Origin of the sequence: Christiangramia sediminicola (assembly GCF_031344135.1) — a bacterium.
Classification (GTDB): domain Bacteria; phylum Bacteroidota; class Bacteroidia; order Flavobacteriales; family Flavobacteriaceae; genus Christiangramia; species Christiangramia sediminicola.
In genome coordinates, this window is sequence record NZ_JAVJIU010000001.1 from 1 (window position 1) to 12,217 (window position 12,217).

Below are 12,217 nucleotides of genomic sequence, written 5' to 3' on the forward strand. Positions count from 1 at the left end.
AAAAGGAAATACTTACAGTTGTATCTCAACGAGTTTATTTACAAATTAAACAGACGGTATTTTGGAGACAAACTCTTTGACAGACTAGTAATTGCGAATATAACAGGTGCATAAACGGATAATCAGAAAATTTTTAAATAATTTGTATTTTAAATCGGAAAATGTTCCAGCATTTTCCGATTTTCTATTTTTTGTAGCCTTATGTCATATAATTACTTTTTTGGGTTAATAGTGATTTTATTATTTTTTATATTATAACTGAAGGAGGCGGCTCTTTGAAACGTTTTAAGAACTTCTTCTATAGACTCATTTCGAAAACGTCCTGTAAAACTCTGCTCCAATAAATCTTCATCTTTACAATCTATGTCAATATTGTAGTGTCTTTCAAGTTTACGTTGAATCGTGCTGAACTTTTCATTTCTAAAAAGCATAATTCCTTTAGTCCACGCAATATGATTCATAGCATTGGTCTTGATGCTATGCAAAGAATTCTTAGATTTTTGAAATACGGCCATTTCATTTGGTTCAAGAATTCTTTCTTGATCCAATTCTTCTGTAGAAACGTGCACTGAACCTTCTAGCAATACTATGTTTTCATTCTTATCTTTAGGATAGGCCGAAACATTAAACTTGGTTCCTAAAACCTGAGTTTTAATATGATCTGAAATCACTTTAAAGGGTTCTTCTGGATTTGAAGCTACTTCAAAATATGCTTCCCCTTCAAGATAAACCTCACGACCCTTACCTTCCAGGAAAGTTTTAGGATACTTTAAAGAAGAGCCTGCATTAATTATAGTTTTGGAACCATCAGATAAAACCAATGTTAGTGATTTTCCAAAAGGCACACGTATCGTATTAAATTCCAGTTTCTCGTTTGAAGGATCTTTCCCTTGCGCATACAATAATTCACCCTGTTTATAAGTGAAATCTGAATGCTCTACCAAATCTTCTTGTGAGTCTAATGTCTTTATACTACCATCTTCTAATTCAATAGTTATTTCTGGACTCTCTAGAACATCAGAAGTGGGCTTAAAGAACCAGATTGATGCACTTAGTATTCCAATAAAGATGGCTGCATATTTTAGAAAAGCAGTTAATTTAATACGCGACGACTGATTTTCTGAATTCACCTGCTTCATTAGATCTTGAAAGACTAACTCCTTTTTCTCTCTAGACAGATCAGCAGCCTTAGGGCTATTCCATTCATCTAATAAGAAAGGCTCAATCTCATCATAGGAATTCCTTTTGAAGTAATTCCTTAAAGTATTTATTTCCTCTGCAGTACAGTTACCCTCAAAGAATTTTTCTAATAAGTTGTAAATATTTTGAGACATCGATTACAAGTGTTTCTATAAGGATTACGATCCTCAACTAGGAAATCACTAGTTATAAATGTTAAAATTTTAATTTTTTAAAGGATGGGGAAGAAAAAGCTAAAAAGTTGAATATTTTTTTTCAAAAATTTCATAGCGGTTGAAAAGTGGCTGGAAACCGTATGTTTAGAAATACCAAGTGTAGAAGCAACCTCACTATAAGAAAGGCCTTCAAATTTAATCAATTTAAATATCTCTTGTTGCCGCTTGGGGAGTTGCTCTAATAAGCTGTTCAGTTTTTTTATTTGCTCGTTCTTATTGGAAGATACTGTATCTTGAGTTTGCTCCTGATATAACCTGTATTCATTCAAGAGGTTTTCTTCATTCACTTTTTTCCGAAAATAATCAAAAACCACATTCTTTGTAATTACATATAACTGCTGATCTAAAGGAATGTCTAAATTAATATTTTTACGATTTCGCCATATTTTCAAAAAAGAATCCTGCACAAGGTCTAGAGCGACAGTTTCATTTTTTACGAATTTAATAGCCACGGCATAAACCTTAGGAAAATACAGATTGTAAATTTCCTCTAATGCTTTTGAATCTCCTGCTCTCAATTTTCTTTGCAGCATTCTTAAACCTTTTATGCTAGGGATAGGCTGTAATAATGGATACAATTGTTAATAAAAAGCTAATATACTATTTCTGAAGCTTTCTAATCTTTTTCTAAAAGCTATAAATCATCAAAGCTAAAATTTATTGGATATAATACCTTAGTCTAAACTCGGTATTTTGGGAAGCATCCTTATCGATATGAAATCGGTGTAACAAGCACTTGTGGTCTTTTCTGAATTCTAAGGACAGTATAAAAGGATTATAATAAAACTCTGAAATCCTGATAGGTAAATTTTAGTTACTATCAAGCGGACTTGAGTTGAAAAGCTTAAACTAGTGAATCAAATTCACCTATTCATCTTCAAAGCTTTTTGGCTCGTGTCCAAGACCATTTATAATGAACCTCTTTTATTCAAGCAAAGCTTTTGCGCAGTGAAGATAAAAGTGGTGAATGGCACTGTTAATTAAACTTTTCCGTGAAAAAATCACCGGTATCACTGGGCTGAAAACATTTTTCCGTGAAAAATTATTTTCAAATTTTCCAGACTAAAATAATTTCACCTTATTTACCATCATAAAGCCCTAAAATTTACGAAAATGATTACCCAACACAGCGTAGCGTGTTATCCTCTTGCTGTCATTTTCTATTATGGTTTAAAACTTTGAGCTACCTAAATAATTGAATAGTTGTAACGATTCTTATGTTTTCATTACCTATCAATAAATTAATCATTCCATGACATTTTCTCAATGGTTTCTACTTTTCGTAGGAATTCAAGTGATCCATTTCTTAGGTACCTTTAAACTCTATAAAAAAGCAGGAAGAAAGCCCTGGGAAGCAGCAATTCCTATTTATAATGCTGTGGCTTTAATGAAAATTATAAACCGGCCTTGGTGGTGGACTATTTTATTATTTATTCCAATTGTAAACCTTATAATGTTCCCGGTCCTTTGGGTGGAAACAGTTAGAAGTTTTGGGAAACATTCAAAATTAGACACCTGGTTGGCAATATTAACCTTTGGGTTTTATATTTATTACCTCAATTATTTCCTAGATGTTTCCCATATAAACGATAGAAGCCTTAAACCAAGAACTTCCGTTGGCGAATGGGTTAGTTCTATTCTATTCGCGATTATTGCGGCCACGATTGTGCACACTTACTTTATACAGCCTTATACCATACCATCTTCATCCTTAGAAAAAACCTTATTAGTAGGTGATTTTTTATTGGTCAGTAAGATCAATTATGGAGCAAGGATACCTATGACTACCATTGCGGCGCCAATGGTTCATGATACTATCCCCGGCTTAGGTAAATCATACCTTTTTAATGATGAGAAAGAGAAAAAAAATTCTTCTTGGATCAATAAATTTCAATTCCCATATTTGAGATTTCCCGGTTTAGAAAAAATTGAAAGAAATGATTTGGTGGTTTTCAACCAGCCAGCGGATACCCTCTTGAATATGAATGATTTTAGTCCAGAGCGTAATTATTATAAGCCTGTCGATAAAATCCAATCTGGTTAAGAGGGCTGTTGGAGTACCTGGGGACACTTTAGAAATCAAGGAGGGATATATTTATATAAATGGTAACCGAACAGTTTTACCCGATCGAGCAAAACCTCAATATAATTTTTTTATAAATACTCAGGGACAAGCAATAGACCAAAACTTACTGAATAAAAGATATGGAGCTCGGGAAGGTTTGAAATATTCAACTGGAAAATTCGCCTTAAATAAAGATGGAGGCTATTTGTTAACCCTTACCGATCCTGAGGCAAATTTGATCAGTAAAAATCCTGTGGTTAAAGACGTTAGAAAACTATTGAGTAAACCGGGTGAACCTCAAAGTGTTTTTCCATATATAGACACCTTATCCTGGAATTTGGATAATTATGGCCCTCTTTATATTCCAAAGAAAGGCTCAACAGTCAAATTAAGTAAAAGCAACTTACCTTTTTATAAAAGAATTATTAACGAATATGAAGATAATCACCTACAAATAATTGATAATGAAATATTTGTAAACGGCATGCAAACTGATGATTATACATTTCAACAGGATTATTACTGGATGATGGGGGATAACCGTCAGAATTCACTAGATGCTCGGAAATGGGGATATGTTCCATTTGATCATGTAGTTGGTAAGCCCGTATTTATCTGGTTAAGCTTAAATAATATGGAGGAAGGATGGAATAAAATCAGATGGGATAGGATGTTTACAACTGTTGGAGGTGAAGGGAAACCACGGTCATATTTAGTTTATTTTATTGTCCTACTATTAATAATTTTTGGAATTCAAAAAGTTTTGAAAAATAAACGACATTAAGAGTTTTTACCTAAACTTTCCTTTTATCAATTTACCTTTTTAAAATTTGTCGCAAAAAGTCGCCTGTTTATGCAGCTTTCCAGGCCATTTGTCGCAAATTGATATAAAATCATAGTTATCACAGGGTATAAATAACTAAAAATGAGGGTTTTAAAAAAAAGTAACATCGCGCAGCGTGTTACCCTCTTGCTACTCATTTTTCTGCGCTTTGCTCCTTAAAATGCTATTAATTAATCCAACCTCAAATATTTTTAAAAAATAAGTAGCCCACGCCGTTATATATGCTATGCGCATTTAGTGAGTAAAGTGTTCAACTCACCTTAGGGGTTTACAAGCACCCTCTCAATCTATTCGGATAATTAGTAATATTCTGTTTTTTAGAATCACCTTTTTCTTTCCAATTTGTGTGTCTCAATTGGGTATACTTACTAAGAGAGACCCACGCGTTGTATATGCTAAGCGCATTTAGTGAGTGAAATGTTCCCTTCACCTTGCGGGTGTACAAGCGCCCTCGAAAATGTTTTAACCAATGATCAGTTCAATACCGGCTTTTTCGGCCTTGTATTTTATTTTGGTCATTAGATCATAGTAGCCCCAGTTTCTTAGCACAAATGCGTCCTCTTTGGCGAATTCAATTTTTTGCTCCTGGTCTACTAAAATGAGTGTTCCTGCCTGGTGTTTTACACAGAAATCTATTAGCTCCCTGCTGTATACATGCAGTCGCTGGTTCACATAATTGCGTTCCTTATCTTTAAACCTGGCTGCGGCTTTTGTTTTTCGTTTCTGCCCATTACCAGACCTGGCATATTTTACACCCTCTCGGGTTCTTCTACTGGCGGCTTGTATAGCTAACCGTCGGTAAAAAAATTCTTCCCTGCTCCCTATGCTAAGCTTGGCCTTACCAATTTTCACGATAATTGGATACTCCAGGGATAACATAGCTTCTGCAACCACTTCTGTTCTTAGGTTGTGTTTTTCTTTCTCCATTTCAAAGGCGGCCATCATAAAGATCTTACCATCTTTTAACTTGAGATAGGAAGTGCGCATTTTAATCTCGCCCTTGGTGAGCTGGTGCATTAATTTCCATTTGTCATTAAATGCCCTACCTATATAGGTTTTTACCGGGATAGAAAAGAACCGAAAACAAAAGGCACTTTTCTCAGGGTTGAATTCAAGCCCGCAAACCCCTTCCATCGTAAAGGGAAAGGCCATTTCTTTTTTAAAATTATGTAGGGAACGCTCGCCTTTCCAGTATTCCTCCCTGTTTTTCTTGAAAGTACTTTGAATACTGCTGTTAAGTTGGGATAATATATTGGTGGGCATTTTTCCTTTATAGCGGTCAGATACCAACCGGTAGGTGGTATTCATCCGCGACCGGTCAAAGAGGCCGAGTTCATCCTTTTTCTCATCCACCAGCTTATACTTCACCCCTTCTGATAGATAGAAAAACTCCTGGATCATTTCCTGAACATATAGATGGGAAACGATAAGGTTCGCAGCTTTATGACAGCGGTAACGCCATTGGTACAGCTTACTTTTAGCCTCCTGGCGTTCTTCCTGGGTAGGCAGGTCGATCTCTAACCGGATACTACGGGTGAGTGTTATCGTGTCCTTTCCCATAACTAAGCCGATTGTTGTTCGTGTTTGAGCTGTAGTAGCTTATAGGCGGTCATAAATTCCTGGTGAACCTCCTTTTGGGAAAGGTTTAGCTCTTTAGCAATGGAAGCAAAAGAATATTGCCGTTCGTTGCGGAGCTGCAAGACCTTTTCCTGTTCCTCGGTCATTTCGCCCTGAATCTTTACCGCCAGCATCGGTTTTGGTTTTGATTCCAAATTGCTCCCCTGGTGGATAATGTTTTTAATATCTTCGATAGCCCTTTTTACCTCGTTGCTAGTATAGGTGATACTGGTTCCCATTAATTGACCAATAGTTTTATAGCGAAAATCATATTTTAAACAAAGTTCTATCAAGCGTCGTCTTTCGGGGCTTAGTAGGGGAAAAACACGGCTTACCCGATCGAAGGCTTTCTGCTGGGTCTCGCAATCCAACAGATGTTCATCCTCCTTCTCGGGGTCATAGCCGTGCATATATTCCTGGTAGTTCTCATAATATTCCAGGCGGTTGATATTCCGGTAAAAATTATTCTTAGGGCGGGCATAGTAATAGGTACAATCCCTTTTCATCACATAACGCAGGAAAAAGTAAATATGTTCGGGTCTTTCTATCCCATCCCTTTGCTCCCATAATTTTAAGAAAGTATCCTGAAGGATGGTCTCAATGACAAATTCATCTCGTATTAATTGCTTTCCTACCCAAAAGAGTTTGCGGTGGTACCTGGCGTAAATAAACTCCAAAGCATCAGGATGTCCTTGTTGTAATAATTCAAAAATACGCTGTAACATAAGCATTCGCTTTTAAGTGGAGGTATAAACCTCCAGAGTTAAAATGGATTTAGCTTAAGCGAATTCTTATAAGATATAAAGAGAAGATAGCTTTGAAAACAATTGAGAAGAAGGCCTGTTTTTTTATAACAAAAAAGGCGTGGAGACTCAACTTATCGAACAGAGGCACTGGTATACCTTACCACGATGAAGTAAGCCCACGCCCGGGTCGTGAGCATTTACACTTATCATCTTGTGGTTTGTTGAAAATTACCAGTTTTCTGTTCAAGACTCAAAGCGAATGCTTCTAATATTTTACTTTAAGAAGTATCGCAAATATAAAAATTAAATCATTTTGATCTAACTATCAGCTAAGTAACAAAAAATATGTTTTTGTTACAAGTTCTTGTAACATTATTTAATCAAAAATTTCTTGTATTTACTTTTCAAGTAAGTATTATGGAAGATTTAGACCTTAAAAGACAACGAATTTTCGGGAGGCAAGTGAAAAGGCTTCGTGAAGAAAAAGGTCTAAGTCAAGACGATATTGCCGCACGATGCAGAGTAACAAAAGGCAGTTTAAGTGTTATTGAAAATGGTAATAGAAATTTTTCCTTTACTACATTATTAGCATTAGCCAAAGCCCTGGAAGTTGAACCTAAAATGCTTCTCGATATTGATTTTGAATTATTTTCTGAATAAATTCCTTTAATTCTTCTCTCTTTACGTATTTCCCAATTTCTCCATTATTTTGATGTTTTATATTTGGTAAAACCACCTTTACTCCCAATATATTACTGAAAAGGCAAATTGTTTGAGGTGTAACGCATTGCCCAATATAATAGAGCAAAAATTGAGTCTAAAGAATTTATTTATATATTTGATACATCAATTATATCTACATCAATGAAAAACAACAGTTTTGAAAATCCAAAAGAGACAATTTTCTACCAAATAGAAAAAGCCATAAAGCAGTATAGAACTATGGCACAAAACAACCTAAATAAACTTGGCTACTCTATTACTATCAACCAAATTCTAATATTAATTGAAATAGAGAAAAGACCTGAAATAAGCCAAGTGGAACTATCAGAATTACTCTTTAAGGACGTTGCTTCAATAACCCGAATGATCGAACTCTTATTCAAAAGAGGTTTCCTATCGCGTAAGGAGAATGAAACAGACCGAAGAAAAAAAGATTTGAGAATTACTGACAAGGGAAGAAAAATTCTGGAATTAGCAATTCCCATAATCAAAGAAAACAGACAAACTGCTTTAGAAAAAATAAACGCAGAAGAACAAGAAAACTTATTAAGCACATTAAACAAAATAATTTTAAACACATCGAAATGAATAATCGTATTCTAATCCTAATAGTTTTTATAGCTTTTGGTTGTAAAAACTCTAATAGTCAAGAAAAAAAAGAAAAAAGTAGTAGTAACGGTTTAAATATCATTCAAATAGAAGAATATTTAAATAATCAAGCAAAGAAGGATAGCCTTCACGGAGTAGTTCTTATTGCAGATAGAGACCAAATCCTATTGAAAAAAGCTTTTGGCTATAAAGACCTTGAATATTCAAAAAAGCATTCTGTCGATAGTAGTATAGGCTTGGCTTCTATGTCAAAAATGTTTACTGCCATTTCTATTATGCAACTTAAGTCTCAAAATAAAATCAATTTAGATGCGTCTTTAGGAAACTACCTGCCAAAAATTGAAAACGGCTTTTTGAGAGATAGTATAACCGTTAGGGAGCTCTTAAGCCATACAGGTGGGGTTGGAAATTATTGGGATTTTACAAGCGATGCAGAACAAAATGATTTCGATACTTTGTATAAACTAATATTAAAAAAAGTCTCGATAAAAGACCACGGTAACTTTCAATATAGTAATTCTGACTATATAATATTAGGAAAAATAATCGAATCGATCAGTAAAATGTCTTATACGGCATATGTCGAAAATAATATTTTAAGACCCTTGGAGATGAATAATACTTCGGGAGGATTGCCAGATGGAGGTAGCAATTCTACAGTTGATGATTTATTTAAATTTTCGCGAGCATTAAGAAACAATCAACTTCTTCCTATAGAATTAATAGAAGAAATGAGAAGTAAACAATCGAATGCAAACTATGGGCTTGGCTTCCAGCTTAATTTCAAAGGTGAAAGTAAAATTTATGGACACCCGGGTGGTTATTATCTAGATAATACTACTCTTGGAGTTGCTTCTGCTTTAGATATAATTGATGATAGATATACCGTTATCGTTTTAACAAATAGAAACCCAGGGATGGGAGGTTCAAGTGTACGCAATTTTCTTCTTGATTACATAGCATCAAAAAAAATATAATGGAACAACGTTTGGTAACAGCGGTTCATCGCAAATTACGGGTATCGCAGAAAAAGAGTATTTTTGGTTATCAAGTAATAAATGGTTCATCCGACAAGTCCGCGATCCAACTCCAGCAACTTGCGAACCGTAACTGTTAGGTGCAAGATAAGATGAAAACAATAACTAGTGAACAAGAACTTACCGAGAATTTGATAACTCTCGAATACTATTTGGTTAACGGCAACAAGAATCAATCTGAAAAAACCACATCCCTAGTAAAAGGCGGAACTTGTTTTGTTGCGTATCAAACAGAAAAGGAATTTCGGTTTGCACCGAGTCGGTTCGTAGGATACCTGAAGAATACTCTTGATAAGCACGACCAAAACTCTACAAAACATGGTAGCCATACAAATCAAGCAATTTCTAAAGTTCTTTCAAATCAACCAATACCAAACAAAAAGCTTGAATCTGAATACAACAGATACTGTACAAATCTTGGAATATCACCTAACAACAAGGGTGCTTTTGGACATGAAAGAAAATTTTGGCTTCTAAAACTCGATTCAGATTTTGAGCAGAACTTAGAAATAATAGGAGAATTCCCCGAAGGGAAAATTGTTGAACGAAAACATAAAGCACGCGAACGAAATTCAAAAGTGACTCAAATTGCTAAATCGAACTTCAAGACCAAACACGGAAGACTCTTTTGCGAAATATGTAATTTTGACTTTCAAGAACATTATGGAGAACTTGGTAAAGATTTTATCGAAGCACACCATACTATTCCAGTTAGTGAAATGAAAGAAGGAGATACGACAAGACCAGAAGATATTGCACTCCTCTGCTCAAATTGTCATAGAATGGCACACAAAAAAAGACCTTGGTTGAATATATATAAATTAAAAAAATTGAGGAAAACGTAAATGGTTAAGACTGTTAATCGCCAATAGCCAGTGGCGTTAGAAATAAATTAATTATCTTGAACAGGAACTAATACTAAGCCGACAAATCAGTCTCCAATTCTTCGCCAACTGGCGATAACCGTAGACCGCTAACAGCAAAGCGTTTAATGAAGATTCTGCAAAATGACAGAAGATCCTATTAATATTCCCAATAAAAAATATTCAAAAGAACTAAAGGTTTTTGCATATAGGATATATTCAGAAAACAATTCTTTATTTAATCACACATTATTCCAATTACTTAAAAGTGAACTATGTGATAAATCGCTAAAGGAGTTAAAATTAGATAAGAACGATATATTATCTCTTGATGATTTATTTAAGGAAGTAAATAATAAAGAAGTTATTGCTAGATGGAATGACTATAAGTTTATGTGTATTAAAGAGAACAAAGTCTTTCATATTGAAAAGGCTGTAGAAGCTTATCTAGAAGTATATAAAAAAGTTAAAGAAGTAGATTACATAAACAGGGCTCTTACCCTTATTAAAAAAACGAAATCAATTTTTCAAGATCAAATTGAAGGATTTTCAGAATATTCTATTAGAGAAATTAAAAAAATAGAATCATCTCATATACAATTAAATCTTACTAAAAACGCCGTTTTTCTAGATCAAAAAAAAATTCTGGAAGAATTAAAAGATTATTTTGAAGATTTGAAAAAGCTTAGTTATAGTTCCTGTAACTACACTGATACTAAAAATTATATAGAAATATTATTTGTAATAAAATTTTATACTCAGAAAGAATATAAAATACAATTAGCATTATGTTTTGAGGCTGAAGCTGATCAATACAATTCTGATAAGGAGGAAAATACTTTTTATCCCAACATCTTACCGCTTTATATTCAAAGTTTAAAGGAACTCAAAGGAATAAAAGAATCTTTATCAATTAAAAATAGACTTGAAAGGAAAATAAAGAAAGAACAGTTAATTTATTCTGAAATGCTCCAGAGAGTAGGAATTAAATCCAATAATTCTTTAAAAAGAGAAACATTTAACTCACTAGGTGTAAAAGATTTTAAATCTGGTTATCAAACATTAATTGCTCTTCCAATTTTACCAAATGAAAAAATTAACTATAAAAAGACATTTCTATCCCAATTTTTTAAAGATTATATCCATTTAAATAATAAAGGTGCTGTTGCCGGAATTGGAGATGAAGAAACTTATAATTTCAACTTTTCCAGGAATTTTTATCGTAACAACCTAATTTCTATTATTAGAGAAATCAAAATAATTATGGATTTCGATAAAATTATTTCCAAAGAATTGGTTTACTCTTTAATTGATAAATCAAAGAGTAATTTCATTCCATCACATAGAACATATTTATTCGCAGAAGGCTTATATCAAGGTTTTGCAAATAACTTCATTCTCTCAACACATATCCTTCTTCCACAAATAGAAAATAGTCTAAAAGATATAATTCAACAAAATGGAAGAAATACTACTCGACTTACGGATGATATCCAAAATGATAATACATTGGGTAGTATTTTGTCTATAGATAAAAGCAACAAAATGCTTGATGGAATCTGTGATAAAGATTTACTACTAGAGCTAAACAATTTTCTTATTGATGGTAATAATACTAATTTTAGAAATCAAGTTTGTCACGGATTAATAGAACCAATTTTAATAGATTATTATGGAATATACTTATGGTGGTTGACACTCAAAATGTCTATTAAAACAGAGGAATTATTTAAATTCAATAAAGGTTAAAATCACCAGCTGCTAAGTCAGTTAATCGCAAATAAAGGGTTTAGTTGAAAAACTGTAAATTTAGAGAACTAGAAAAAAACTAATCCGGTATTTCTCGGTACTGGATTTATATCATTATTATTAAACGAAGAACAACATGGAAATCCTTGTTCTTTTAGCGGTCGTTCTTATTATTGGCGCATTATTAGGCGGCAAAAGTTTTGGAGGGACAGTCAGAAAAGGATGCGGGTTTCTGATTATACTATTAGTATTAGGTATAATTGTTATTGGGATATTTTACTATTCAAAAACAGATACCGAAGACCAAGAGTCGATTCCCACCCTCGAGAATTCTCCTAATTATATTGCAACAGAAAACTGTGCTACGTACAGCAAACCAGATATTGAATCGACTTCCGAAGGAAGTCTTGAAACAGGGAATAATTATCTTGTAGAGGACAGTAGTAAATTCAAATATTTTTATGAGATCACTTTTAAAAACGGTGAAAAGTTATTCGTAAGGCAAGAATGCCTAGAAAGAAAATAAAGCTTAAAATGAACTGAATAGTT

Annotated in this window: 12 protein-coding genes and 1 pseudogene; 9 read left to right on the forward strand and 4 right to left on the reverse strand. The window is 33.6% G+C overall.

Annotated elements, in window-relative coordinates:
* Positions 1-114 (forward strand): annotated as a pseudogene (locus tag RE431_RS00005) (IS1595 family transposase); the annotation flags it as partial.
* 98 nt (positions 115-212) lie between these two features.
* Here RE431_RS00005 and RE431_RS00010 read toward each other — a convergent pair.
* On the reverse strand, positions 213-1,334 hold the full coding sequence (locus RE431_RS00010; RefSeq protein ID WP_309559906.1) for a FecR family protein: 1,122 nt from the start codon (positions 1,332-1,334) through the stop codon (positions 213-215).
* A gap of 77 nt (positions 1,335-1,411) precedes the next feature.
* Positions 1,412-1,948 carry an RNA polymerase sigma factor gene (locus RE431_RS00015; RefSeq protein ID WP_309559907.1) on the reverse strand — a complete coding sequence of 179 codons (537 nt, stop codon included), beginning with the start codon at positions 1,946-1,948 and terminating at the stop codon, positions 1,412-1,414.
* A 719-nt stretch (positions 1,949-2,667) separates the two neighbouring features.
* On the opposite strand from RE431_RS00015, the gene RE431_RS15660 reads away from it, so the two are divergent.
* On the forward strand, positions 2,668-3,459 hold the full coding sequence (locus RE431_RS15660) for a DUF5684 domain-containing protein (RefSeq protein ID WP_472924698.1): 792 nt from the start codon (positions 2,668-2,670) through the stop codon (positions 3,457-3,459).
* Positions 3,401-4,264 carry a S26 family signal peptidase gene (locus RE431_RS15665; RefSeq protein ID WP_472924699.1) on the forward strand — a complete coding sequence of 288 codons (864 nt, stop codon included), beginning with the start codon at positions 3,401-3,403 and terminating at the stop codon, positions 4,262-4,264. Before RE431_RS15660 ends, RE431_RS15665 begins: the two co-directional genes overlap by 59 nt.
* 522 nt (positions 4,265-4,786) lie before the next feature.
* Here the strand turns inward: RE431_RS15665 and RE431_RS00025 are convergent.
* Positions 4,787-5,884, reverse strand: a complete 1,098-nt coding sequence (locus tag RE431_RS00025; protein WP_309559908.1) for a hypothetical protein — start codon at positions 5,882-5,884, stop codon at positions 4,787-4,789.
* A 2-nt stretch (positions 5,885-5,886) separates the two neighbouring features.
* Complete coding sequence (locus RE431_RS00030) at positions 5,887-6,672, reverse strand: RNA polymerase sigma factor (protein WP_408914502.1); 786 nt, start codon at positions 6,670-6,672, stop codon at positions 5,887-5,889.
* A 432-nt stretch (positions 6,673-7,104) separates the two neighbouring features.
* On the opposite strand from RE431_RS00030, the gene RE431_RS00035 reads away from it, so the two are divergent.
* From RE431_RS00035 to RE431_RS00060, 6 genes are all read left to right on the forward strand, one after another.
* Positions 7,105-7,347: a helix-turn-helix domain-containing protein gene (locus RE431_RS00035; protein ID WP_309559909.1), complete on the forward strand. Its 243-nt coding sequence runs from the start codon at positions 7,105-7,107 to the stop codon at positions 7,345-7,347.
* 204 nt (positions 7,348-7,551) lie between these two features.
* Positions 7,552-7,998, forward strand: a complete 447-nt coding sequence (locus RE431_RS00040; RefSeq protein ID WP_309559910.1) for a MarR family winged helix-turn-helix transcriptional regulator — start codon at positions 7,552-7,554, stop codon at positions 7,996-7,998.
* On the forward strand, positions 7,995-8,996 hold the full coding sequence (locus RE431_RS00045) for a serine hydrolase domain-containing protein (RefSeq protein WP_309559911.1): 1,002 nt from the start codon (positions 7,995-7,997) through the stop codon (positions 8,994-8,996). Before RE431_RS00040 ends, RE431_RS00045 begins: the two co-directional genes overlap by 4 nt.
* A gap of 152 nt (positions 8,997-9,148) precedes the next feature.
* Positions 9,149-9,901 (forward strand): HNH endonuclease, encoded by a 753-nt coding sequence (locus RE431_RS00050; protein WP_309559912.1) that lies wholly within the window; start codon positions 9,149-9,151, stop codon positions 9,899-9,901.
* A gap of 162 nt (positions 9,902-10,063) precedes the next feature.
* Positions 10,064-11,668, forward strand: coding sequence for a DUF4209 domain-containing protein (locus RE431_RS00055; protein ID WP_309559913.1), 1,605 nt, complete (start codon positions 10,064-10,066; stop codon positions 11,666-11,668).
* Positions 11,669-11,804: 136 nt separating this feature from the next.
* Positions 11,805-12,194, forward strand: a complete 390-nt coding sequence (locus tag RE431_RS00060) for a hypothetical protein (protein ID WP_309559914.1) — start codon at positions 11,805-11,807, stop codon at positions 12,192-12,194.
* Positions 12,195-12,217 lie beyond the last annotated feature (23 nt).